Origin of the sequence: Chromobacterium subtsugae, assembly GCF_035919665.1 — a bacterium.
GTDB classification, from domain to species: domain Bacteria; phylum Pseudomonadota; class Gammaproteobacteria; order Burkholderiales; family Chromobacteriaceae; genus Chromobacterium; species Chromobacterium subtsugae.
Genome location: NZ_CP142381.1, coordinates 3,300,512 through 3,322,309, shown reverse-complemented (window position 1 = coordinate 3,322,309; position 21,798 = coordinate 3,300,512). Strand labels below are relative to the sequence as shown.

Here is a 21,798-nt window from a genome sequence, read left to right as displayed (position 1 = left end):
GCTAGTTTTGCGCCAGGCGCTCGCGCAGCAGCCGGGCCGTCAGCTGGCACAGGCCCTGCAGCTGGGCGGCGGTGGCTGGCGGATAGGCATTCAGTTGCCGCAGCACCTGGCAGGTTTCCTGATGGCCGCGCTCCAGCCCGGCCTCGGCCAGCGGCGCGAAGGCCTGGCCGGCTTCCTGCCGCGCCAGTTGCGGATGCCGGCCGCAATAGTGCTCGAACAGGGCCGCGATGCCCAGCAGCAGGTGCTGGCTGTGGCTGTCGCCCGGCAGCGCGCTTTCCTGCAGCTGGCCCGGGTCGACGTCCAGTCCGGCCAGTTGCGCGACTTGGTCCATCACCGCGCTGTACAGCAGCTGGGCGGCCTGCCGGCCATGGCTGAGGCTGATGTCGGCATTGTCTTCCGTGTCCTGGCGGCGCCCGCGCTGTCCGTGCTGGGCCAGCGCGTGCACGCCGCGCGCCCCCCCGGCGCGCGGGTGGACGCCGCCTATCGGCGCGACGATGATGTCGTCATCGATTGCCATGGCCGACTCCCGCGGTCATGCCTGCTCAGCTGCCGCTCTGGCTGTCGCCGGCGGCCGCCTGCGAGGACTGCGTGCCGGCGGACTGATTCTGCTGCAGGAAGGCGTCCAGTCCCTGCTCGACCAGGTCGTGGGTTTGCTGGATGCCGCTGGAGACATCGCCGTTGAAGACATTGAGGTTTTTCAGGATGCCGGTGGCCTCCTGATAACCTTGCTCGAAGCCTTGGCGGATCAGCCCGACGAAGTTTTGCGCCTGCTGGTCGGAGCTCAGCTCCGGGTGCTGCTGCTTGTACAGGCCGAACAGGCTGGTGGCGCCGTCCAGGATGCGCTTGGCGGTGGCTTGCGGCGAATTGTCGTCGTCGCTGTTCTGTCCGCTTTGCTGCTGCACCGAAATGCTCAGCTGCGTGCTGTTGATCTGCAGCGTGGACGAGGAGGCGTTGCCGCTGCCGTCGCTGTTTTGTCCGCCGCTGTCGGCGCTGAGGATCTGGTTGATATTGGTGATCGAGGCGTGGAACAGCAGCGTTTGCGATTGCTTGCCGCTGCTGATGGATACGTCCAGCGACTCCACCAGCACCGAGTTGAGCTGGTTGCGGGCGGTCTGGGCGCTGTAGCCGGCGTTCTGCGTCTGGCTGGCGCCGCCGGTCTGGCCGGCCTGGTTGCTGTTCAGCGATGAGATCGACATCACGGACTCCTGTCGGCGCGTCTCTGCAATCCGGCGCACTGTATAGGGTTGAGGGAACGACTTCAGTATGACCTGATTTCGGCAGCGGCACGGAAAACTTGTGGATTGCCGATTCGGGCTAGGTGGTTTCGCTGAAGAAAAAGCAACAGGCCGCATGCCTGCATGGCATGCGGCCCGTTCGCGGCGCAATCCGCGGCGTCATATCAGAAGCCGAAGTGCGCTTCCTCCAGCGCCATCAGCGGCTTGGCGCCCGTTTTGATGCTGGCCTTCAGCGCTTCCGCTTCCGGCAGCAGCTTGGCGTAGTAGAAGCGGGCGGTGGCGATCTTGGCGTTGTAGAACGCATCCTCGCCCTGGCCCAGCTTGGCGTAGGCGACTTCGGCCATCCGCGCCCACAGCCAGGCGTAGGTCAAGTGGCCGACCAGGCGCAGGTAGTCGGTGGCGGCGGCGCCGGCCTCATCCTTGTTGGACAGGCTGGCCATGCCGATGCCCATGGTGATCTCGCCGATTTCCTTCATCAGCTTGGCGAGCGGATTGACGAATTCGCCCAACTGCGCATGGCCTTCGTACTGCTGGCAGAACTTGTGGATCAGCTTGGTGAACTTGCGCAGCTTGGCGCCCTGGTCCAGCAGCACTTTGCGGCCCAGCAGATCTATCGCCTGTATGCCGTTGGTGCCCTCGTAGATCTGCGAGATGCGGGCGTCGCGCACCAGTTGCTCCATGCCCCATTCACGGATGTAGCCGTGGCCGCCGAACACTTGCATGCCCAGATTGGCGGCGGTGTAGCCGTTGTCGGTCATGAAGGCCTTGGCCACCGGGGTCAGCAGCGCCACCAGGTCGGCGGCGTCGGCGCGGACGCTGGCGTCCGGATGCTTGTCCTCTATGTCCAGCTGCAGCGCCAGCAGCGCCGCCAGCGCGCGGCCGGCTTCGGTATAGGCTTTCTGAGTCAGCAGCATGCGGCGCACGTCCGGGTGGACGATGATGGGGTCGGCAGCCTTGTCCGGACACTGCGCGCCGTTCAACGCGCGCATCTGCAGCCGTTCGCGGGCGTAGGAGAGCGCGCCCTGGAACGAGGCTTCGCCTATGCCCAGGCCCTGCATGCCGCAGCCCAGGCGGGCGGCGTTCATCATGGTGAACATGCAGGACAGGCCCTTGTTAGGTTCGCCTATCAGCCAGCCCTTGGCGCCGTCCAGATTGATCACCGCGGTGGCGTTGGCCTTGATGCCCATCTTGTGTTCCAGGCTGCCGCAGGACACGGCGTTGCGGCTCTTGTCGTCGAGGAATTTGGGCACGATGAACAGCGAGATGCCCTTCACGTCTTTCGGCGCGTCCGGCAGGCGGGCCAGCACCAGATGGATGATGTTGTCCGATAGGTCGTGCTCGCCGGCGGAGATGAAGATCTTGGTGCCGGTGATGCGGTAGCTGCCATCGCCGTTCGGCTCGGCCCTGGATTTGAGCAGGCCGAGGTCGGTGCCGCAGTGGGGTTCGGTCAGGCACATGGTGCCGGTCCAGCTGCCGTCCACCAGCTTGGGCAAGTAAGCGGCTTTCTGTTCTTCTGTGCCGTGCGCGTGGATGGCAGAATACGCGCCATGGGACAGGCCCGGATACATCGACCAGGCGACGTTGGCCGAGCATTGCATCTCCATGATGGGGAAGGCCAGGCTCTTGGGCATCCCCTGGCCGCCGTAGGACGGATCGCAGTCCAGCGCCGGGAAGCCCAGTTCGCAGTACTGTTTGTAGGCTTCCTTGAAGCCCGTGGGAGTGGTCACCGATTTGGTCGCGCTATCGTACTGGCAGCCTTCTTCGTCCGCCTGGCGGTTGAGCGGCGCGAGCTCGGACTCGCAAAACTGGGCCGCCGCCTCCAGGTAGGAGCTGAAGATGTCCTGCGTGGCCTCTTCGTAGCCTGGCAGAGAGGGGATGATGTCCTGTACCTTGATCAACTCGTTGAGAACAAAGTCGAAGTCGCGCAGCGGTGCTTTGTAGACAGGCATTCGGTTTCTCCAGTGGGTTGGCGCGGCCTGGTGCATGCCAGGTCGATACGCTTTATGATGACCCCTTGGCCGGGGCGGTTTAATTCAAACGCTTGTTTAAATTATTCCCGGCCTTTTGACAACAAAATGCGTTGCCGCGCGCGGGCGGGTGTGGCATTACGACAACGTAGCGGCATGAAAATGGAATGACCTGGCTCAAGCGGAAAATGCGGCGGTTCGCCGGACGGCGCCACCAATGGTTCGCCCGGCCGGGCATGCGCCGGCTGGCGCCGTATCTGGACCAGCCGGCCTATTGGGCGTTCAATCGGCGCAAGGTGGCGATGGGCGTGGCGGTGGGACTTTATTCCGGCGTGATGCCCGGCTTCACCCAGAAGGCCACCGCGCTGGCGCTGGCGCTGCTGCTGCGGGTGAACCTGCCGGCGGCGATGGTGGTTTCCCTGTACAGCAATCCGTTGACGGTGTTGCCGCTCTATTATCTGGCCTACTGTTATGGCAGATGGCTGCTGGGCGGCCCCACCTCCCTGTCGATGGCGCCGCCTCCCGGCCTGGGCGGAGCGGGCTTGGCGGCTTGGCTGGCCGGCACGGTCGGCTGGCTGGTGGACATGGGGTGGCCGCTGCTGGTGGGCATGCCGGCGCTGGGGCTGACGCTGGGGGCGGCGGGCTATCTGGCGACGCGAGTGATGTGGCGCTGGGCTGTAGTCAGCGCCTGGAACAATAGAAAGGCGAAGTGTGGATCTGCTTGAAAAACAATTGACGTCGGAGCTGGTGTACGAGGGCGGCTTCCTGCGCGTGCGCAAGGACCAGGTGGCGCTGCCGGATGGCAAGCAAGCCGCCCGCGAGTACATCCTCCATCCCGGCGCGGTGGCCATCCTGGCCCTGACGCCGCAGCGCGAGCTGGTGCTGGAGCGGCAGTACCGCTATCCGGCCGGCCGCGAGTTCATCGAGATTCCCGCCGGCAAGATCGACCCGGACGAGGCGCCGGAAGAGACCGCGCGCCGCGAGCTTTTCGAGGAAACCGGCTATCGCGCCGCCAGCTGGACTTATCTGGGCACCGCCCACCCCTGCATCGGCTATTCGAATGAAAAAATCAGCTATTACCTGGCGCAAGATCTTATTCTTAGCGAAAGGCGGCTGGACGAGGGCGAGTTTCTGGAGGTGCTGACCAAGCCGCTGGACGAAGCGATGGAGATGGCGCTGAGCGGCGGGATCTGCGACAGCAAATCGATAGTCGGCCTGCACTGGCTGGCGGCTTATTTGAGCGGGAGGATGCGAGGTGTCCCGATTTGACGCGTATTACGACCGTCGGCGCGGCCGACGCGTCAGCATGGGGTGCAAGGCCCGGATCAAGTCGCTGTTGAGCGGGCAGACCTATTACGGCGAGTGCGTGGACTTGTCGGTGGACGGCATGGCGCTGCGCTCAGCCTTTGTGCCGCAGTACGGCGAAAAGCTCAATGTGATCGTGCTGGTGCCCAGCGTGGGCGGGGTGTCGGGCAAGCCATTCGAGGCCGAGGTCGAGGTCAAGCGCTGCAATGAAGTGCAGCGTGGACTCATATATGAAATCGGTGTCCGCATCCTGCAGAGAAAAAGCTGACAAGCCTTTGTAATTTCAGATTTTTATATCCAATTATTCCTTTCGGCATTACAAGAATTTACTAAGCTTCATCAATTGTTACAAAATTCCAAAATTAAAAATCCTTATTGATTCAACGGCTTTTCCCACGCGATGCCGGCTGTGCTGGTTGATTCCAGTTTTTGCCGGCTTTTGTCCGGTCGTTTCGTACTGCTATGCTATACCCAAAAAAAGACCGGAGACACAGTCAGCACTCTAATTCAGCAAGGGGAACGGCCTCATGCGAGGTGCATTTCGCCCAGCCCCTGCTACCAGCCAGGAGAGAGTCATGCACCCGGATATCTTCAGTCACTACGCAGTGCGCTACGACAAGACCCGCGAGGAAGAGTACACGATCCAGGAGTATCTGGAGCTGTGCCGGCAAGACCCCGGAGCCTACGCCACTGCCGCAGAGCGCATGCTGGCAGCCATCGGCGAACCGGAGCTGGTGGACACCCGCCACGACTCCCGGCTGTCGCGCATCTTCTCCAACAAGGTCATCAAGGTATATCCGGCCTTCCGCGACTTCTACGGCACCGAGGAAGTCATTGAACAGGTGGTCGCCTACTTCCGCCATGCCGCGCAAGGGCTGGAAGAGAAGAAGCAGATTCTCTACCTGCTGGGGCCGGTGGGCGGCGGCAAGTCCTCCATCGCCGAGAAGCTGAAGGAGCTGATGGAGCTGGTGCCGTTCTATTGCCTGAAGGGCAGCCCGGTCAACGAGTCGCCGCTGTCGTTGTTCAATTACGACGAAGACGGCCCCATCCTGGAAGAACAGTACAATATCCCGCGTCGCTACCTTAAGGGCATTCCCAGCCCCTGGGCGGTGAAGCGGCTGCATGAATTCAACGGCGACATCGGCCAGTTCCGCGTGGTCAAGCGCTATCCGTCCGTGCTGCGCCAGGTGGCGGTGGCCAAGACCGAACCGGGCGACGAAAACAATCAGGACATCAGCTCGCTGGTGGGCAAGGTGGACATCCGCAAGCTGGAAAAATACGCGCAGGACGATCCCGACGCCTACAGCTACTCCGGCGGCCTGTGCCTGGCCAACCAGGGGCTGCTGGAATTCGTCGAGATGTTCAAGGCCCCGATCAAGGTGCTGCACCCGCTGCTGACCGCCACCCAGGAAGGCAACTTCAAGGGCACCGAAGGTTTCGGCGCGATTCCGTTCGAAGGCATCATCCTCGCCCACTCCAACGAGAGCGAATGGAAGCAGTTCCGCAACAACAAGAACAACGAGGCCTTCCTCGACCGGATCTACATCGTCAAGGTGCCGTACTGCCTGCGGGTGGCCGAGGAAATCAAGATCTACGACAAGCTGATCCGCAACTCCTCGCTGGGCAAGGCGCCGTGCGCGCCGGGCACGCTGAAGATGATGGGCCAGTTCGCCGTGCTGTCGCGGCTGAAGGAGCCGGAAAACTCCAGCCTGTACAGCAAGATGCAGGTGTACGACGGCGAAAACCTGAAGGACACCGATCCCAAGGCCAAGTCGCTGCAGGAGTACCGCGACTACGCCGGCGTGGACGAGGGCATGAGCGGGCTGTCGACGCGCTTCGCCTACAAGATCCTGTCCAAGGTGTTTAATTTCGACCACAGCGAAGTCGCCGCCAATCCGGTGCATCTGCTGTACGTGATCGAGCAGCAGGTCGAGCGCGAGCAGTTCCCGGCCGAAACCGAACAGAAGTACCTGACCTTCCTGAAGGAGTATCTGGCGCCCAAGTACGTCGAGTTCATCGGCAAGGAAATCCAGACCGCCTATCTGGAAAGCTATTCCGAGTACGGGCAGAACATCTTCGACCGCTACGTGACCTTCGCCGACTACTGGATCCAGGATCAGGAATACCGCGATCAGGACACCGGCGAAATCTTCGACCGCACCTCGCTGAACGCGGAGCTGGAAAAGATCGAGAAACCCGCCGGGATCTCCAACCCCAAGGACTTCCGCAACGAAATCGTCAACTTCGTGCTGCGGGCCCGGGCCAACAACGGCGGCAAGAACCCGACCTGGACCAGCTACGAGAAGCTGCGCACGGTGATAGAGAAGAAAATGTTCTCCAACACCGAAGAGCTGCTGCCGGTGATTTCCTTCAATGCCAAGGCCAGCGCCGAGGACGCCAAGAAGCACGAGGACTTCGTCAACCGCATGGTGGAAAAGGGCTATACCGCCAAGCAGGTGCGCCTGCTGTGCGAATGGTATCTGCGGGTGCGCAAGTCCTCATAAGCCGTCATGAACCGCTCGCTCCGATTGGAGCGGGCGGGTTGGCGATGTCCGGCGGTTGACGCCGGGCGACAAGGAGACACAACCGCGCGCGGCGTCGGGCGGCGGGTTTCGGAACGGAACCGGCCGCCCGCGGCTGCGCGCAAGAGAGGTGGCTATGTCCCACATCATAGACAGACGCCTCAACGGCAAGAACAAGTCGGCGGTCAATCGCGAACGCTTTCTTCGCCGTTTCAAGGCGCAAATCAAGGAAGCCGTCTCCAAGGCGATCAAGGGACGGAGCATTACCGATATCGAAAGCGGGGAAAAGGTCTCGATACCGGTCAAGGATATTTCCGAACCCAATTTCCATCATGGCAAGGGCGGGGTGTGGGAGAACATCCACCCGGGCAATGAGGAATTCATCAAGGGCGACCGCATCCCGCGGCCGCAGGGCGGAGCGGGCGGCGGGGGCAGCAAGGCCAGCCAGGACGGCGAGGGCGAGGACGATTTCGTGTTCCAGCTGTCGCGCGAAGAATTCATGAACGTGTTCTTCGATGATCTGGCGCTGCCCAATCTGATCAAGACCCAGCTGATGGGAATCGAGGAGCTGAAAACCGTGCGCGCCGGCTACACCAACGACGGCACGCCGGCCAACATCAATATCGTCCGCTCGCTGCGCGGCGCGCTGGCGCGGCGGGTGGCGATGGCGGCGCCCACCTTGTCGAGCCTGGACGACGCCGAGGAAGAGCTGGACACGCTTATCGAGTCGGACGACGACAACGCGCTGGAGGTCCGCGAAAAGCGCCAGCGCATCCACCAGATGCGCGAGCGCCTGGCCAGCATCCCCTTCATCGATCCCTTCGACTTGCGCTACAACAACCGGGTCAAGCAACCCAAGCCGACCAGCCAGGCGGTGATGTTCTGCATCATGGATGTGTCCGGCTCGATGGATGAGCAGAAAAAGGACATGGCCAAGCGTTTCTTCATCCTGTTGTACATGTTCCTGCAGCGCAATTACGAAAAGATCGAGGTGGTGTTCATCCGCCACCATACCAGCGCGGTTGAAGTCAACGAGCAGGACTTTTTCCACTCGCGCGAGAGCGGCGGCACGGTGGTGTCGTCGGCGCTCAACCTGATGAGCGACGTCATCCGCAAGCGCTATGCCAGCAGCGAGTGGAACATCTACGCCGCCCAGGCATCCGACGGCGACAACTGGGACAGCGATTCCGCCAACTGCGGCCGCATCCTGGAGGAGAACCTGCTGCCGTACTGCCAGTACTTCGCCTACATCGAGATCACCGAGGGCGAGCCGCAAAACCTGTGGTACGAGTACCTGAAGGTCAAGTCGCAATGCCCGCAGTTCGCGATGCAGAAAATCCGCTCGGCGTCGGACATCTACCCGGTGTTCCGGGAGTTGTTCAAGCGCCAGCCAGCCAATGGAAGGGTCGGCACATGAAACGGACTCGCAAGGGGGAAGAGGAGGTCGGCAAGCCGATTTCCACCGGTTCGGAATGGACTTTCGACCTGATAGGCGAATACGACCGGCAGATCCGCACCATCGCGGTGGACGAATTCAAGCTGGACGTCTACCCCAATCAGCTTGAGGTGATCACCGCCGAGCAGATGATGGACGCCTACGCCTCGGTCGGCATGCCGGTCAACTACCACCACTGGAGCTACGGCAAGCATTTCGTCTCCACCGAGAAAAGCTACAAGCGCGGCCAGATGGGGCTGGCCTACGAAATCGTCATCAATTCCAACCCCTGCATCGCCTATCTGATGGAGGAAAACTCCATGATGATGCAGGCGCTGGTGATCGCCCACGCCGCTTACGGCCACAACAGTTTCTTCAAGGGCAATTACCTGTTCCGCTCCTGGACCGACGCGTCGGCCATCATCGATTACCTGGTGTTCGCCAAAAGCTATATCAGCAAGTGCGAGGAGCGCTACGGCATAGACGAGGTGGAGGAGCTGCTGGACTCCTGCCATGCGCTGATGAACTACGGCGTCGACCGCTACAAGCGGCCGCAGAAACTGTCGCTGGCCAAAGAGCAGGCGCGGCAGGAGGAGCGCGAGCAATACCTGCAGATGCAGGTGAACGACCTGTGGCGCACGATACCGAAGCGCGACAAGGACGACAGCGGCAAGCCGGCGCCGCGCTTCCCGCTGGAGCCGCAGGAAAACCTGCTGTACTTCATCGAGAAATCGGCGCCGTTGCTGGAACCCTGGCAGCGCGAGGTGGTGCGCATCGTGCGCAAGGTCGCCCAGTATTTCTATCCGCAGCGCCAGACCCAGGTGATGAACGAAGGCTGGGCCACCTTCTGGCACTACACCATCATGAACCGGCTGTACGACAAGGGCCTGATCACCGACGGCTACATGCTGGAGTTTTTGCAGAGCCACACCAATGTGGTGACGCAGCCGCCGGTGACGGCGCGCTGGTACAACGGCATCAATCCCTACGCGCTGGGTTTCGCCATGTATCAGGACATCAAGCGCATTTGCGAGGCGCCCACCGATGAGGACCGCGCCTGGTTCCCGGACCTGGCCGGCAGCGACTGGCGCGAGTCTCTGGAATTCGCGATGCGCAATTTCAAGGACGAAAGCTTCATCTCGCAGTATCTGTCGCCGAAGCTGATCCGTGATTTCCGCTTCTTCGCCATCCGCGACGACGACAAGGACGACAAGCTGGAGATCTCCAGCATCCACGATGAAGAAGGCTACCGCGATATCCGCGGCAAGCTGGCCGAGCAGTACAACCTGGGTTCGCGCGAACCCAATATCCAGGTGTGGTCGGTCAATGTGCGCGGCGACCGCAGCCTGACGCTGCGCCACGTGATGCATAACAGGCGGCCGCTGGAAGACCAAAGCGCCCAGGAGGTGCTCAAGCACGTCTGCCGGCTATGGGGCTTCGATGTGAAGCTGGAAAGCGTGGACGGCAACGGCGAGGTCAAGCAGTCGTACGAGGTTCAGGCGGTCAGGGATCCGGAGATGGCTTGAACGCCGGCGCGAACGCCGCGATGAAAGCCGGGCAGCCAAATGGCGGCCCGGTTTTGTTTTGGCTCCGCCGCACTCAGGCGGTGCCGGCGACGGGCGTCAGGCTGCAGCGCGAGCGGTCTTCGAAACTGCAGTTGGGCAGGCCCCAGCCATGGGTGTATTGCATCTGGCCATTGGCTTCCAGCCGAATGGTGATTTCCTGGCGGAATTGCTCGGTCAGACTGCGCGGCGCGCTGGCGAACACCACTTCCAGCGTGCCGTGGGCGCCCTCGGCCAGGCGCACCGCAGGGTGGGGCAGGATGAAGGGCAGCTCTTCCATCACCGGCCACAGGCACAGCGTGCCGTCCGGCAGATAGCCCAGCAGGGTGGTTTCGCGGTGCAGCACATCGCCGCTGGTGCCGCTGGCGGTGTAGTGCAGCAGCAGGGCTCTTTGGCCGGGCAGTGCCTGCCAGTGCAGGCAGCCGGTGAAGGTCTGGTCCTCGTGGTTGATGCCTTCGCCACAGAACTGGTTGGGAAGCGATTGCAAAGCGGCAAGCAGCGGCATGTTCAATCTTCCAGTCGCAAATGCGAGATGGTCAGAATGGCAGGTTTGCCGTTCCGGCGCAATATGGATCAGCGTTGCGGGCTGTCGGACAGGGGGATGAAGGCCCGCCATGGCTGTTCGGGGTGGCTCAGCTCCGCCAGCCTGACGCCGTATACCGCTTCCAGCCGCTCGCGCCGCATCATCTCCTGGTTGTCGCCGTAGCCGGCCGCCTGGCCATTGCTGAGCAGCAACACCTTGTCGGCGTGGCGCAGCGCCAGGTTGAGGTCGTGGATCACGGCCAGGCCGCCTATTTGCAGGCGGCGGCATAGCTGGCGCACCTGCGCCATCAATTCGTCGGCCAGTCCGAAGTCGAGCGCCGCGGTGGGCTCGTCCAGCAGCAAATAGCGCTCGGTTTCAGGCGAGAGCAGCAACTGGCACAAGGCGCGCGCCAGTTGCAGGCGCTGCAGCTCGCCGCCGGATAATTCGTTCAGGCTGCGCGCCGCCAGTCGTTCGGCGCCGGTCAGCGCCAGCGCTTCCGTAATGGCTTGGCGAATCTGCCGCGAAGGCAGGCGGGGATAGCGGTAGGCGCCGGCGGCGACCAGCTCGGTGCCGGTCCAGCCGGCGGGCGTCACCGGATGCTGCTCGACCACCGCGCGCCAGCCGGCTTGCGCGGCGGCGGGCAGATCGTCCAGATTTTCGCCGGCCAGGCGGATCGAGCCGGAATCGGGCCGCCACAGGCCGGACAGCAGCTTGAGCAGGCTGCTCTTGCCGGCGCCGTTGGGGCCCAGCGCGATCAGCAGCTCGCCCGGGCGCAGCGCCAGGCTGATGTCCTGAAGCAAAAGCCGGCCGTTGCGGCGGAGGGTCAATCGGCTGGCTTCAAGCATGGCGGCGCTCCTGCCGGCGCAGCAGCCACAGGAAAAACGGCGCGCCCAGCAAGCTGGTGATCACGCCGACCGGCAACTCCGCCGGCGCGAGCAAGCCGCGCGCCAGCCAATCGGACGAGACGGCCAGCCAGGCGCCCAAGAGCGGCGCGGCCAGCAGCAAGCGGCGCGAATCGCTGCCCAGCAGCTGGCGGGCCAGGTGCGGCGCCATCAGGCCGATGAAGCCTATCATGCCGCAGCCGGACACCACCAGGCCGGTGGCCAGCGCCGCCAGCATCACGATGCGCCACTCCAGCCGGCGCACGGCGAAGCCCAGGTGGAAGGCCGTGCTTTCCCCCAGCTGCAGCGCGTTGAGAAAGCGCCACTGGCGGAACAGGGCCAGCCAGACCAGCGGCGCGGCCAGCAGCATCAATAGCGCTTGCGGCCACTCCACGCTGGCGAAGCTGCCCATCAGCCAGAAGGTGACGATGCGCAGCGAGCCGTCGGGCAGCATGGTGATCAGCAGGGTCAGCAGGCTGCCGAGCAGGGTGCTGACCGCCAGTCCGCTCAAGATCAGCCGGTTGCCGTCCTGATCGGCGCCCAGGAGGCGCACCAGCAGCAGGGCCGCCATGCCGCCGCCGAAGGCCGAGGCGGCGACCCCGTACAGGCCGGCGCCCAGGCTGAGCGCCAGCGCCGATGCCAGCGCCGCGCCGCTGTTGACGCCTATCAGGCCGGGCTCGGCCAGCGGATTGCGAAAGCGCGCCTGCATCGCCGCGCCGGCGCTGGCCAGCAGGGCGCCGGCGCCGGCCGAGGCCAGCAGCCGGGGCAGGCGCAACTCCACCAGCAATTGCCATTCCAGCGCCGGCTGAGGCTGCAGCCGCCACAAACTGGCGAGCAGCAGATGGCTGTGATGGAGCAGGGACGCGATTGACGTCAGCGTGAGCAGGAGCAGCAGAGTGAGGGTCAGCGTGAGCGCGCGCATAGGAAGGAAAGGGAGGGGATGTCCCCTCCCGGATCAGCGCAGGCCCAGCACGTCCTGCATGTCGAACAGGCCGTGCGGCTTGTCCGACAGCCAGCGCGCGGCGCGCACCGCGCCATTGGCGAAGGTGGCGCGGCTGGAGGCCTTGTGGCTGATTTCCACCCGTTCGCCCAGCGTGGCGAACAGCGCGGTGTGGTCGCCGACGATGTCGCCGCCGCGCACGGTGGCGAAGCCGATGGCATTGGGGTCGCGCTCGCCGGTCACGCCTTCGCGGCCATAGACCGCGCATTGCTTCAGGTCGCGGCCCAGCGCGTCGGCGATCACTTCGCCCATCCGCAAGGCGGTGCCGGACGGGGCGTCCACCTTGAAGCGGTGGTGGGCTTCGGTGATTTCTATGTCGTAGCCTTCGTTCAGCACCCGGGCGGCCATGTCCAGCAGTTTGAAGGTGAGGTTGACGCCTATGCTGAAGTTGGAGGCGAACACGATGGCTATCTTGTCGGCCGCGGCGCGGATGGCGGCCTTGCCGGCGTCGTCGAAGCCGGTGGTGCCGATGATCATCTGCACCTGGTGCTCGACGCAGGCCATCATGTGTTCCAGCGTGCCTTCCGGGCGGGTGAAGTCTATCACCACGTCGGCGCCTTCCAGCGCGGCGATGAAGTCGGAAGTGATCTTGACGCCGCTGGCGCGGCCGCAGAACAGGCCGGCGTCCTGGCCGACGAAGCCGGAGTCGGAGCGTTCTATCGCCGCGTGCAGGCGCGCGCCGGGGGCGCTCAACACCGATTCGATCAGCACGCGGCCCATGCGGCCGGATGCGCCTACGATGACGATGTTTTGGCTCATGGCTGTTTCGTCTCCTGCGCCGGCATCGAGGCGTCCAGTTGCTTGGCCGGCGGGGCGGGCTGGGCGGCGCCTTCGACGCGGTCGAGCACGTCGCCCTTGAAGTAAACGGTCAGCAGCTTGTCGCTGGAGGTTTCCAGCCGGCCTTGCTTGGTGTCGCTATACTTGTAGTCCCAGCGGTCGGCATGGAAGGCGTCGGTCAGCAGCGGAGTGCCCAGCAGGAAGCGCACTTGCGAGCGGGTCATGCCCGGCTTCAGCTTGGCGACGGCGTCCTGGGTCACGTAGTTGCCCTGCTGGATTTCCACCTTGTGGGTCCAGTCAAGCGGATTTATGGAACTGCAGCCGGAGACGGCGATGACGGCGGCGAAAATCAGGGCGCGCATGATACTCCGATTGACTCAAGTGTTTATGAGGCTGTAATTAGGCAAAGCCGTCAAAAGGCTTTATCATGATTCGAAATCGACACACTTTATATCACGATGAGCAAAGCCAGTCACCTCAAAGATATCGGCCTGAAAGCCACCGGTCCGCGCCTAAAAATCCTCGACTTGTTCGAGGAGGCGGACTCCGGTCACATGTCCGCCGAAGACGTTTACCGCAAGCTTCTGGCGGAGAACATCGACATCGGTCTCGCCACCATTTACCGGGTGCTGACCCAGTTCGAGCAGGCCGGCATCCTGGTGCGCCACCATTTCGAAACCGGCAAGGCGGTGTACGAGCTGAACCAGGGCGGCCACCATGATCACATGGTCTGCGTCAGCTGCAGCAAGGTGGTGGAGTTCTTCGATCCGGAGATCGAGGCGCTGCAGGACCGCATCGCCGAGCAGCATGGTTTCCGCATCGTCGACCACGCGCTGTACATGTACGGCGAGTGCCCGGACTGCCTGGCCAAGGGCGGCCGCCGCGGATGATTCCCTGGCTCGGTCCCGAGCCTGTCTTCCCGCCGGTGGCGCAGGCCTTGAGTCATCCCAACGGCCTGCTGGCCGCCGGCGGCGATTTGTCGCCCAGGCGCATCCTTAGCGCCTACTCCGAAGGCATTTTCCCCTGGTTTTCCCTGGGCGAGCCCATTTTATGGTGGTCGCCCGCGCCGCGCATGGTGCTGTATCCGTCGCGGCTGAGGGTCAGCCGTTCGCTGGCCAAGGCGCTGCGTCGTCCCGATTACGAAATTCGCACCGATCAGGCCTTTTTCGAGGTGATGGAAGCCTGCTCCCAGCCTCGGGCGGGCCAGGACGGCACCTGGATCGTGCCGGAAATGGTGGCTGCCTACTGCCGGCTGCATCAGCTTGGCTACGCGCATAGTTTCGAAACCTGGATCGACGGCGAGTTGGCCGGCGGCCTGTACGGCGTGGCGATCGGCAGGATGTTCTACGGAGAGTCGATGTTCGCGCGCCGCACCGACGCCTCCAAGCTGGCCTTCGTGCACATGGTGCGGCACCTGGCCACGCAAGGCGTGGAAATGATCGACTGCCAGATGCATACCGCGCATCTGGAAAGCCTGGGCGCCTGCCTGGTGCCGCGCGATGTTTTTCTTGCTACTCTGAAGGAGAAGATCCGGCAGCCGCAGCCCGGCCAAATGTGGGACTATCATTACCGCCATGAGTCATCGTGAAGCCGGCCAGGTCGCGGCCATCCATTTCTACGCCACTGCGCCTTATCCCTGCAGCTACCTGTCGGGCCATCAGGCGCGTTCCCAGGTAGCCATTCCCGCCGAGGCGATAGACGGCGGGGTGTATAGCCAGCTGGTGCGGCTGGGCTTCCGCCGCAGCGGGCTCTATACCTATCGCCCGTATTGCGACGCCTGCCAGGCCTGCATCCCGGTGCGATTGGCAGTCGACCAGTTCCAGCCCAATCGCACTCAGCGCAAGGTGTGGCGGCGCGGCGGCGAACTGACGGTCGAGTGGCTGCCGCTGGCTTTCGACGCCGAGCACTACGCGTTGTACCGGCTTTACCAGCAGGCGCGCCATGCCGGCGGCGGCATGTCTGACGACGATGCCCAGCAGTACGCCGAATTCATACTGAAAAGCGGTGTGGACAGCCATCTGGCCGAGTTTCGGCTGGAGGGGGCGTTGAAGATGGTCAGCCTGGTGGACCGGCTGGCGGATGGCTTGTCGGCGGTCTACACCTTTTACGATCCGGCCGACGCCCAGATGAGTCTGGGCGTGTACAACGTGCTGTGGCAGGTGGAGCAGGCCAGAGCGATGGGTTTGAGCTATCTCTATCTGGGTTACTGGATCGCCGATTGCCGCAAGATGGCTTATAAGGCCGGCTATCGTCCGCTGCAGATGCTGCACGGCGGCCGCTGGCAGACGATGCCGGAGCCTAGCTAGGCGCGGGGAAAGTAAAAACAGGCCCTTCCGGGCCTGTTTTCGTTTGGCTGCGCTGCCCGCTCAGTACGGCACGACGCGGTCGTTGCCGCCGCCGCTCAGCAGCTTCACGCGCTGGTTGGCGACGAAGGGAATGTCGGCTTCCTGCACGATGGACACCACCCGGCCGGAATCCAGCTTGACGGTGATTTCCAGCGCGTTCTTGCCCAGCGCTTCCTGGGCGGCCTTGGCGCCGTAGCCGCCGGCCAGCGCGCCGACGATGCCGCCGGCGATCTGGCCCTTGCCGCCGCCGATATTGCTGCCGGCCAGCCCGCCCAGCGCGGCGCCGCCCAGGGTCAGCAGTTCATTGTTCTGGCCTTCCATCTTGACGTTCTGCACCGAAACCACCGTGCCGAACTGCACGGTCTGCGCCTGGCGCATCTGGCTTTTGGAATACACCGCGGCGGAGTCCGAGGTGGCGCATCCGCTGAGCGCGCCGACGCTCAGCAAGGCGATGACGGTGATGCGGCTGAGAGTAGTTGTCTTCATGTTCTTGCTCCATTCATTCTCGTGTGCGAGCTTGCAGGTATTGCGCCGCCGCCCGGGCGCATTCGCCGACCAGTTCCGGCCCGCGGTATATCAGGCCGCTGTACAGCTGCACCAGGCTGGCGCCGGCTTCCAGTTTTTCCACGGCATCGCTGCCGGAAAGGATGCCGCCCACTCCTATGATAGGCAGAGCGCCGTCAAGTTCCTTGGCCAGTTTGCGGATCAGCGCGGTGGAGCGGCTGCGCACCGGCGCGCCCGACAGGCCGCCGGCCTCGTTTTCCAGCGGATGGCCGGCGATCTCACGCCGCGACAGCGTGGTGTTGGTGGCGATGACGCCGTTGATGCCGTTGCCGATCAGCAGGCGGGCGATCTCTGCGATCTGCTCGTCGTCGAGATCGGGCGCGATCTTCACCGCCAGCGGCACATGGCGGCCGTGCCGGTCCGCCAGCTCGCTCTGGCGGCGCTTGAGCGCGGCCAGCAGCTTGCCCAGTTCGTCGCCCTGCTGCAGCTGGCGCAGGTTTTTGGTGTTGGGGGAGGAGATGTTGACGGTGACGTAGCTGGCGGCAGCGTATACCTGATCCAGGCAGGCCAGGTAGTCGTCGACCGCGTTTTCTATCGGGGTGATCGCGTTCTTGCCGATGTTGATGCCGAGCACACCCTTGAATTTGCAGCGGCGCACATTGTCCAGCAGCGCGGCTACGCCGAGGTTGTTGAAGCCCATCCGATTGATGATGGCTTCGTGCTCCGGCAGGCGGAACAGGCGCGGCTTGGGATTGCCGTCTTGCGGGCGCGGGGTGATGGTGCCGATTTCGATGAAGCCGAAGCCCAGATCCGCTAGCGCGTCGACGTGGGCGCCGTTCTTGTCCAGGCCGGCGGCCAGGCCGACCGGATTGGGGAAGGTCAGGCCCATCGCCTGCACCGGGTGGCCGGCGGCGGGCGAGCCCGCCAGCGAGCCCAGGTGCAGCCGGTGCGCGCGATCCAGCATCTTCAGCGTGTGTTCATGGGCGGTTTCCGCGTCGAACTTGAACAACAGCGGGCGCAGCAGCGGGTACAGCATGGCATTCTCCGGGCAGACAAATGCCCGGCATTATAACCGGGCATCGGGGCGGAGCCAGCGGGAATTACAGGATCTGGCAGGCGTCGGCGAAATCGAAGCGCGGCGAGCGCGGGAACAGCTTGTCGGCTTCGCCGTAGCCCAAGTTGATCAGGAAGTTGGACTTGACGTTGCCTTCGGGGAAGAAGGCGGCATCCACCGCGGCGTTGTCGAAGCCCGACATCGGGCCGCAGTCCAGGCCCAGCGAGCGGGCGGCCAGGATCAGGTAGGCGCCTTGCAGCGTGCCGTTGCGGAAGGCGGTGGTCTGGATCAGCGCGTCGTTGCCTTCGAACCAGCTCTTGGCGTCGGCATGCGGGAACAGCTTGGGCAGTTGCTCGTAGAATTTCATGTCTTGGGCGACGATCACGCATACCGGCGCGGACATGGTCTTGTCGACATTGCCTTCGGCCAGGCAGGGCTTGAGCTTGGCTTTCGCTTCCGGGCTCTTGACGAAGACGAAGCGCGCCGGCGAGCAGTTGGCGCTGGTCGGGCAGTGCTTGAGCAGGTCGAACAGCTGGCGTAGCAGGTCGTCGCCAACCGGGCGAGCCTGCCAGTGGCTGTGGGTGCGAGCGTTCAGGAACAGCTGTTCCAGCGTGGCATGAGAGAGGGGAGTGCTCATGGTTTTACCTCGGTTGCAGTGGGGGGTGTTGTCTGCGCTTCGGGCGCGCCGGCATCGTTGGCTTGCACCGAAATGGTGACGCGGCGATTGCGGGCGCGGCCTTCCGCGGTGGCGTTGTCGGCGACGGCCAGGTTGGCGCCGTGGCCGACCGCCACCATTCTTTGGGCATTGATGCCGTTTTCCTGGAACAGCCGCACCACGCCGCCGGCGCGCGCGGCGGACAGTTCCCAGTTGGACGGGAAGGACGGGGTGCGGATCGGCACGTCGTCGGTGAAGCCTTCCACCTTGATGGAATTGTCGACGCCGGCCAGCAGCTTGGCCATGCTGGACATCAGCGGCAGCGACTGCTGATTGGGCACCGCCTGGCCGACGGCGAACAGCGCGCTGTCGCGGATATCGATGTTGATGCCCTGGTCGCTCTGGGTGATGGTGACTTCGCCGCTTTGCACCAGCGGTCCCAGCACCTTGGCCAGGTTCTGCGTCAGCTGGCCGAGCTTGGCGGCTTCTTCCACATGGTGGTCGGCCTTGATGCTTTTGGAGATGGGCTTGGTTTGCGGAATCTCAATCATGGTGTTGGCTCCGCCATTGGGCGGGGAAGTTTGCACCGTGACCAGGGTGCCGCTGCGGAAGGCATCCATGATGGCCGAGGACATCACCCGGTACTTGCCCTCGTTCAGCGAGGAGATGGCGTACATCACCACGAAGAACGCGAACAGCAGTGTGATGAAGTCGGCGTACGAAACCAGCCAGCGTTCGTGGTTTTCGTGCTCGTCTTCATGTCGTTTGCGCCTGGATGCCATGTCGCTCTCCGCGTTCTAGAACAGGGCGGTGTCGAACAGCGACTTGACGCCGCCGGCGAACTGTACGCCTATGCGGCGCGCCACCCGGCTGGAAAAGTCGTCCTGCTGAGTATAGTCGACGGTCTTCTCCGCCTTGACCACGTCGCGGGCCACCGACGGCACGGTGCCCAGGCCGTCGGCCAGGCCCAGCGGAATCGCCTTGGCGCCCAGCCATACCATGCCGCTGAACATTTGCGGATCGTTCTGCAGGCGCTTGCCGCGGCCGTCGCGCACCGCCTGGATGAACTGCTGGTGGATGTCGTCCAGCAACTGCTGGCGGATGGCGTCATGCTTGGGGTTGACCGGGGAGAAGGGGTCGCCCATCGCCTTGTTTTCGCCGGCGGTCTTCAGTCTGCGCTCGATGCCCAGTTTTTCCATGGCGCCGGTGAAGCCGAAACCGTCGGACAGCACGCCGATCGAGCCGACGATGCTGGCCTTGTCGACGAAGATCTTGTCGGCGGCGGCGGCGATGTAGTAGCAGCCGGACGCGCAGACGTCGCTCACCACCACGTAGACCGGAATGTCGGCGTGCTTCTTCTTCAGGCGGCGGATCTCGTCGTAGACCATGCCCGACAGCACCGGGCTGCCGCCGGGGCTATTGGCGTCGATGATGACGCCCTTGGTGTTGCGGTCGCGGAAGGCGTGGTCGAGCGCGTCCACCATTTTCTGGCCGCTGTCGTTGTCGCTGCTGATCACGCCATCCAGCTTGATCACCGCGCTGTGTCCGCTGCCGGACAGGCCGGCGCCGGCCTTGTCTTCGCTGCGCATGAACAGGCTGGCGACGACGAAGCCGATGATCAATAGCCAGGCCAGGCGGAAGAAGATTTTCCATTGCCGGGCGCGGCGTTGCTCCACCAGGGCTGCGGTGGCCAGTTTTTCCAGCAATTGACGTTCCCAGTTGGGGGTGTCGCTCATGGTAGGGATGCTCCGGAACAATTCCAAAAGTCTAGCAAAATTCAGTCAGGCATGACATTCAGCCAGACTTGGCCGTTTTGTTCAATGACTTCCAGCCTGGCGAGCGATTGGCCGCGGCATGGCCCCCAGCTGCAATAGCCGTTGTCGGGGTGGTAGCGGGCGCCGTGCATGCTGCAGATCAGATAGTGGCCGGTCAGGTCGAACAGCTTGCCGTCTTCCAGGTCGAGCTCCACCGGAATGTGGCAGCAGCGGTTGATATAGGCGTGGACCTTGCCGCGGTAACGGACGGCGAAGGCGGGCAGGCGGCTGCCATCGGCTTGTTCGATTTCAAAGCGGTGGGCGGGGCCGCTGTCCAGCAGCTCGGCGGACGGGCAGATCAGCCTAGGCGCGGCAGCAGCCATGAGCTCAGCTCCGGCAGCGAGTGGACGAGGGCGGCGGGCTGGCAGCGGAGCAGTTCTTTGTCCGCGTGCGCGCCGTGGCTGATGCCGACGCCTACGCTGCCGGCGTTGCGGGCCATCAGCAGGTCGTGGCTGGTGTCGCCCACCATCAGCGCGCGGCCGCAGGCCACGCCGAAGTAGTCGGTCAACTGGAACAGCATGTCCGGGTGCGGTTTGGAATGGCACTCGTCGACGGTGCGGGTGGCATCGAACAGGTCCTGGATGCCGGCGGCCTGCAGCGCGCGGTCGAGGCCGGCGCGGCTGCTGCCGGTGGCGATGGCGACGAAGATGCCGGCGGCCCGGATGGCTTGCAGCGTGGACTGGGCGTGTTCGAACAGCGTCACCCGCTCCAGCCCCGCCTGGTAGCGGCGGCGAAAGGCGGCGGTCAGTTCGGGCAGGCGGGCGCCGGCCGCCGGGCAGGCGCGCAGCAGGGCGTCGTCCAGCCGCAGGCCTATCACGTGGCTGGCGGCCTCGCGGCCGGGGACCGGCAGGTCCAGATCGCGGCAGGCTTGCTGGATGGCGTGGACGATGTGGCCGGTCGAATCCATCAGCGTGCCATCCCAGTCGAACACCACCAGGTCGAACTCTCGCATCAGCGCGGCTCCAGGGTTTTCAGGAATTTCGCCAATTCTGGCGGCAGCGGCGCCTCCAGCTTCAGCGGCGCGCCGGTCAATGGGTGCGGCAGCGCCAGGCTTTTCGCGTGCAGGAACATCCGCTTCAGGCCGCGGCGCGCCAGCTCCTTGTTGAGCGCGAAGTCGCCGTATTTCTCGTCGCCGGCGATCGCGCAGCCGTTGGCTTGCATGTGCACCCGGATCTGGTGGGTGCGGCCGGTGCGCAGATGCGCCTCCACCAGCGTGAATTCAGTGTAGCGCTGCTGGATGGCGAAGTTGGTGTGCGCGTATTGGCCGTCGTCGCCTTCGGCGATCTTGACGCGGCGCTCGCCGTCGGCGGTGTGGAATTTGAACAGCGGCAGCTTCACCTGCTTGATGTTTTCCGGCCAGTGGCCGGCGCCCAGGGCCAGGTAGCGCTTGTCGGGCACATTGTCGCGCATCATGTCGTGCAGGCGGGTCAGCGCCGAGCGCTTCTTGGCCAGCATCAGGAGGCCGGAGGTCTCGCGGTCCAGCCGGTGCACCAGCTCCAGGTAGCGCCACTCCGGGTGGGCCTGGCGAAGTTGTTCGATCACGCCGAAAGACACGCCGCTGCCGCCGTGCACCGCCACGCCGGCCGGCTTGTTGATCACCAGCATCGCATCGTCTTCGTACACCACCGGGAAGGTGGCGGCGGGCACGTTTTTCTCGGCGCGCTCGGCGACGCGGATCGGCGGGATGCGCAGCGTGTCGCCGGCCGCCACGCGGTAGCTGGCGTCTGCCCGGCCCTTGTTCACCCGCACCTCGCCGGAGCGCAGAATGCGGTAGATATGGCTTTTGGGCACGCCCTTGAGCAGGCGCTGCAGGTAGTTGTCCAGCCGCTGGCCGGCATCTTCTGCGTCGACTTCAAGGAAGGTTACGGAATCTTTGCGAATGTCTGTCATATTGCTTATACTTGTGGCGCTGCCCAGCTGTGCCTATGCACGGCGCGGCGGCGGATTTCGGAAAGCCAAGGTCACGGCCTGTTTCGCGTGATGCTGCTGCGGAAATTCCGAACGGCCGGCAGGGCTTTCGTCCTGACCTGATGCCGTCAGCACCGGCCGCAGCCAAGGTTAACTCGCTCACCGAAAAGTAGCGATGGTAATGCATTTATACGCATAACGCACTCACGAGTATTCCGTTTCCTGATGCTAAGCCAGTCAGGGAATTTTGCAGCGAAGTTTGACCCGGCATGCCAGCCGTCCTGTCGATGTTTGTCCTGCCTGGTAGGCAG

General features: G+C 63.9%; 25 protein-coding genes. 9 read left to right on the top strand and 16 right to left on the bottom strand.

From position 1 onward, the window contains the following. Nucleotide 1: 1 nt before the first annotated feature. The 3 genes from U6115_RS15945 to U6115_RS15935 form a co-directional block, all read right to left on the bottom strand. Nucleotides 2–517, bottom strand: coding sequence for a DUF5610 domain-containing protein (locus U6115_RS15945; protein WP_043577722.1), 516 nt, complete (start codon nucleotides 515–517; stop codon nucleotides 2–4). Between the two features lie 25 nt (nucleotides 518–542). Beyond that, on the bottom strand, nucleotides 543–1,196 hold the full coding sequence (locus U6115_RS15940; RefSeq protein ID WP_052258179.1) for a DUF5610 domain-containing protein: 654 nt from the start codon (nucleotides 1,194–1,196) through the stop codon (nucleotides 543–545). Nucleotides 1,197–1,399: 203 nt separating this feature from the next. Beyond that, complete coding sequence (locus U6115_RS15935) at nucleotides 1,400–3,184, bottom strand: acyl-CoA dehydrogenase C-terminal domain-containing protein (protein WP_043577719.1); 1,785 nt, start codon at nucleotides 3,182–3,184, stop codon at nucleotides 1,400–1,402. Nucleotides 3,185–3,369: 185 nt separating this feature from the next. On the opposite strand from U6115_RS15935, the gene U6115_RS15930 reads away from it, so the two are divergent. From U6115_RS15930 to U6115_RS15905, 6 genes are all read left to right on the top strand, one after another. Further along, the gene (locus U6115_RS15930; RefSeq protein ID WP_043577716.1) at nucleotides 3,370–3,927 is read left to right on the top strand and encodes a DUF2062 domain-containing protein; all 558 of its coding nucleotides are present in this window, start codon (nucleotides 3,370–3,372) and stop codon (nucleotides 3,925–3,927) included. Next, complete coding sequence (locus U6115_RS15925) at nucleotides 3,914–4,471, top strand: NUDIX domain-containing protein (RefSeq protein WP_043577714.1); 558 nt, start codon at nucleotides 3,914–3,916, stop codon at nucleotides 4,469–4,471. Before U6115_RS15930 ends, U6115_RS15925 begins: the two co-directional genes overlap by 14 nt. Next, nucleotides 4,458–4,775, top strand: coding sequence for a PilZ domain-containing protein (locus tag U6115_RS15920; protein ID WP_230623409.1), 318 nt, complete (start codon nucleotides 4,458–4,460; stop codon nucleotides 4,773–4,775). The genes U6115_RS15925 and U6115_RS15920 overlap by 14 nt, the downstream gene beginning before the upstream one ends. A gap of 307 nt (nucleotides 4,776–5,082) precedes the next feature. After that, on the top strand, nucleotides 5,083–7,011 hold the full coding sequence (locus U6115_RS15915) for a PrkA family serine protein kinase (RefSeq protein WP_043577710.1): 1,929 nt from the start codon (nucleotides 5,083–5,085) through the stop codon (nucleotides 7,009–7,011). Between the two features lie 154 nt (nucleotides 7,012–7,165). Then, a complete protein-coding gene (locus tag U6115_RS15910; protein ID WP_043577706.1) occupies nucleotides 7,166–8,446 on the top strand; it encodes a YeaH/YhbH family protein in 1,281 nt (426 codons plus the stop codon). Further along, nucleotides 8,443–9,990 carry a SpoVR family protein gene (locus U6115_RS15905; protein ID WP_047243567.1) on the top strand — a complete coding sequence of 516 codons (1,548 nt, stop codon included), beginning with the start codon at nucleotides 8,443–8,445 and terminating at the stop codon, nucleotides 9,988–9,990. The genes U6115_RS15910 and U6115_RS15905 overlap by 4 nt, the downstream gene beginning before the upstream one ends. Before the next feature lie 73 nt (nucleotides 9,991–10,063). Here the strand turns inward: U6115_RS15905 and U6115_RS15900 are convergent, their stop codons facing one another. From U6115_RS15900 to U6115_RS15880, 5 genes are all read right to left on the bottom strand, one after another. Further along, complete coding sequence (locus tag U6115_RS15900) at nucleotides 10,064–10,531, bottom strand: hypothetical protein (RefSeq protein ID WP_043577704.1); 468 nt, start codon at nucleotides 10,529–10,531, stop codon at nucleotides 10,064–10,066. 68 nt (nucleotides 10,532–10,599) lie between these two features. Then, complete coding sequence (locus U6115_RS15895) at nucleotides 10,600–11,394, bottom strand: ATP-binding cassette domain-containing protein (RefSeq protein ID WP_043577701.1); 795 nt, start codon at nucleotides 11,392–11,394, stop codon at nucleotides 10,600–10,602. After that, nucleotides 11,387–12,352, bottom strand: a complete 966-nt coding sequence (locus U6115_RS15890) for a FecCD family ABC transporter permease (protein ID WP_052258175.1) — start codon at nucleotides 12,350–12,352, stop codon at nucleotides 11,387–11,389. The genes U6115_RS15895 and U6115_RS15890 overlap by 8 nt, the downstream gene beginning before the upstream one ends. A 33-nt stretch (nucleotides 12,353–12,385) precedes the next feature. Continuing rightward, the gene (gene dapB, locus U6115_RS15885; RefSeq protein ID WP_043577699.1) at nucleotides 12,386–13,189 is read right to left on the bottom strand and encodes a 4-hydroxy-tetrahydrodipicolinate reductase; all 804 of its coding nucleotides are present in this window, start codon (nucleotides 13,187–13,189) and stop codon (nucleotides 12,386–12,388) included. Then, entirely contained in the window at nucleotides 13,186–13,569 is a 384-nt protein-coding gene (locus U6115_RS15880) for an outer membrane protein assembly factor BamE (protein ID WP_043577696.1), read from the bottom strand. The genes dapB and U6115_RS15880 overlap by 4 nt, the downstream gene beginning before the upstream one ends. Before the next feature lie 96 nt (nucleotides 13,570–13,665). On the opposite strand from U6115_RS15880, the gene fur reads away from it, so the two are divergent. From fur to U6115_RS15865, 3 genes are read left to right on the top strand one after another with little or no spacing between them, the layout of a single operon-like run. Next, entirely contained in the window at nucleotides 13,666–14,097 is a 432-nt protein-coding gene (gene fur / locus U6115_RS15875; protein WP_043577694.1) for a ferric iron uptake transcriptional regulator, read from the top strand. Nucleotides 14,098–14,144: 47 nt separating this feature from the next. After that, on the top strand, nucleotides 14,145–14,795 hold the full coding sequence (gene aat / locus U6115_RS15870; protein WP_230623408.1) for a leucyl/phenylalanyl-tRNA--protein transferase: 651 nt from the start codon (nucleotides 14,145–14,147) through the stop codon (nucleotides 14,793–14,795). Next, nucleotides 14,782–15,513 carry an arginyltransferase gene (locus U6115_RS15865; protein WP_043577685.1) on the top strand — a complete coding sequence of 244 codons (732 nt, stop codon included), beginning with the start codon at nucleotides 14,782–14,784 and terminating at the stop codon, nucleotides 15,511–15,513. Before aat ends, U6115_RS15865 begins: the two co-directional genes overlap by 14 nt. Nucleotides 15,514–15,573: 60 nt before the next feature. Here U6115_RS15865 and U6115_RS15860 read toward each other — a convergent pair whose 3' ends face one another. From U6115_RS15860 to U6115_RS15825, 8 genes are all read right to left on the bottom strand, one after another. Then, nucleotides 15,574–16,038: an outer membrane lipoprotein gene (locus tag U6115_RS15860; RefSeq protein ID WP_043577683.1), complete on the bottom strand. Its 465-nt coding sequence runs from the start codon at nucleotides 16,036–16,038 to the stop codon at nucleotides 15,574–15,576. A 13-nt stretch (nucleotides 16,039–16,051) separates the two neighbouring features. Further along, nucleotides 16,052–17,092: a quinone-dependent dihydroorotate dehydrogenase gene (locus U6115_RS15855; RefSeq protein ID WP_043577680.1), complete on the bottom strand. Its 1,041-nt coding sequence runs from the start codon at nucleotides 17,090–17,092 to the stop codon at nucleotides 16,052–16,054. 64 nt (nucleotides 17,093–17,156) lie between these two features. Further along, the gene (locus U6115_RS15850; protein WP_043577677.1) at nucleotides 17,157–17,747 is read right to left on the bottom strand and encodes a malonic semialdehyde reductase; all 591 of its coding nucleotides are present in this window, start codon (nucleotides 17,745–17,747) and stop codon (nucleotides 17,157–17,159) included. Continuing rightward, nucleotides 17,744–18,547 (bottom strand): flagellar motor protein MotD, encoded by an 804-nt coding sequence (gene motD, locus U6115_RS15845; RefSeq protein WP_043577670.1) that lies wholly within the window; start codon nucleotides 18,545–18,547, stop codon nucleotides 17,744–17,746. The genes U6115_RS15850 and motD overlap by 4 nt, the downstream gene beginning before the upstream one ends. A gap of 15 nt (nucleotides 18,548–18,562) precedes the next feature. Further along, nucleotides 18,563–19,501, bottom strand: a complete 939-nt coding sequence (locus U6115_RS15840) for a S49 family peptidase (protein WP_043577667.1) — start codon at nucleotides 19,499–19,501, stop codon at nucleotides 18,563–18,565. Between the two features lie 41 nt (nucleotides 19,502–19,542). Further along, entirely contained in the window at nucleotides 19,543–19,902 is a 360-nt protein-coding gene (locus tag U6115_RS15835; RefSeq protein ID WP_043577665.1) for a Rieske (2Fe-2S) protein, read from the bottom strand. Further along, entirely contained in the window at nucleotides 19,878–20,531 is a 654-nt protein-coding gene (locus U6115_RS15830; protein WP_173428522.1) for an HAD-IA family hydrolase, read from the bottom strand. Before U6115_RS15830 ends, U6115_RS15835 begins: the two co-directional genes overlap by 25 nt. Continuing rightward, nucleotides 20,531–21,469, bottom strand: coding sequence for an RluA family pseudouridine synthase (locus tag U6115_RS15825; RefSeq protein ID WP_043577660.1), 939 nt, complete (start codon nucleotides 21,467–21,469; stop codon nucleotides 20,531–20,533). The genes U6115_RS15830 and U6115_RS15825 overlap by 1 nt, the downstream gene beginning before the upstream one ends. Nucleotides 21,470–21,798: the final 329 nt, after the last annotated feature.

Bases quoted from the DNA above. Each gene is read 5' to 3' on its own strand.
- U6115_RS15945 (WP_043577722.1), bottom strand. From the start codon at position 517: ATGGCAATCGATGACGACATCATCGTCGCGCCGATAGGCGGCGTCCAC.
- U6115_RS15940 (WP_052258179.1), bottom strand. From the start codon at position 1,196: ATGTCGATCTCATCGCTGAACAGCAACCAGGCCGGCCAGACCGGCGGC.
- U6115_RS15935 (WP_043577719.1), bottom strand. From the start codon at position 3,184: ATGCCTGTCTACAAAGCACCGCTGCGCGACTTCGACTTTGTTCTCAAC.
- U6115_RS15930 (WP_043577716.1), top strand. From the start codon at position 3,370: ATGACCTGGCTCAAGCGGAAAATGCGGCGGTTCGCCGGACGGCGCCAC.
- U6115_RS15915 (WP_043577710.1), top strand. From the start codon at position 5,083: ATGCACCCGGATATCTTCAGTCACTACGCAGTGCGCTACGACAAGACC.
- U6115_RS15910 (WP_043577706.1), top strand. From the start codon at position 7,166: ATGTCCCACATCATAGACAGACGCCTCAACGGCAAGAACAAGTCGGCG.
- U6115_RS15905 (WP_047243567.1), top strand. From the start codon at position 8,443: ATGAAACGGACTCGCAAGGGGGAAGAGGAGGTCGGCAAGCCGATTTCC.
- U6115_RS15900 (WP_043577704.1), bottom strand. From the start codon at position 10,531: ATGCCGCTGCTTGCCGCTTTGCAATCGCTTCCCAACCAGTTCTGTGGC.
- U6115_RS15895 (WP_043577701.1), bottom strand. From the start codon at position 11,394: ATGCTTGAAGCCAGCCGATTGACCCTCCGCCGCAACGGCCGGCTTTTG.
- U6115_RS15890 (WP_052258175.1), bottom strand. From the start codon at position 12,352: ATGCGCGCGCTCACGCTGACCCTCACTCTGCTGCTCCTGCTCACGCTG.
- dapB (WP_043577699.1), bottom strand. From the start codon at position 13,189: ATGAGCCAAAACATCGTCATCGTAGGCGCATCCGGCCGCATGGGCCGC.
- U6115_RS15880 (WP_043577696.1), bottom strand. From the start codon at position 13,569: ATGCGCGCCCTGATTTTCGCCGCCGTCATCGCCGTCTCCGGCTGCAGT.
- fur (WP_043577694.1), top strand. From the start codon at position 13,666: ATGAGCAAAGCCAGTCACCTCAAAGATATCGGCCTGAAAGCCACCGGT.
- U6115_RS15865 (WP_043577685.1), top strand. From the start codon at position 14,782: ATGAGTCATCGTGAAGCCGGCCAGGTCGCGGCCATCCATTTCTACGCC.
- U6115_RS15860 (WP_043577683.1), bottom strand. From the start codon at position 16,038: ATGAAGACAACTACTCTCAGCCGCATCACCGTCATCGCCTTGCTGAGC.
- U6115_RS15855 (WP_043577680.1), bottom strand. From the start codon at position 17,092: ATGCTGTACCCGCTGCTGCGCCCGCTGTTGTTCAAGTTCGACGCGGAA.
- U6115_RS15850 (WP_043577677.1), bottom strand. From the start codon at position 17,747: ATGAGCACTCCCCTCTCTCATGCCACGCTGGAACAGCTGTTCCTGAAC.
- motD (WP_043577670.1), bottom strand. From the start codon at position 18,547: ATGGCATCCAGGCGCAAACGACATGAAGACGAGCACGAAAACCACGAA.
- U6115_RS15840 (WP_043577667.1), bottom strand. From the start codon at position 19,501: ATGAGCGACACCCCCAACTGGGAACGTCAATTGCTGGAAAAACTGGCC.
- U6115_RS15835 (WP_043577665.1), bottom strand. From the start codon at position 19,902: ATGGCTGCTGCCGCGCCTAGGCTGATCTGCCCGTCCGCCGAGCTGCTG.
- U6115_RS15830 (WP_173428522.1), bottom strand. From the start codon at position 20,531: ATGCGAGAGTTCGACCTGGTGGTGTTCGACTGGGATGGCACGCTGATG.
- U6115_RS15825 (WP_043577660.1), bottom strand. From the start codon at position 21,469: ATGACAGACATTCGCAAAGATTCCGTAACCTTCCTTGAAGTCGACGCA.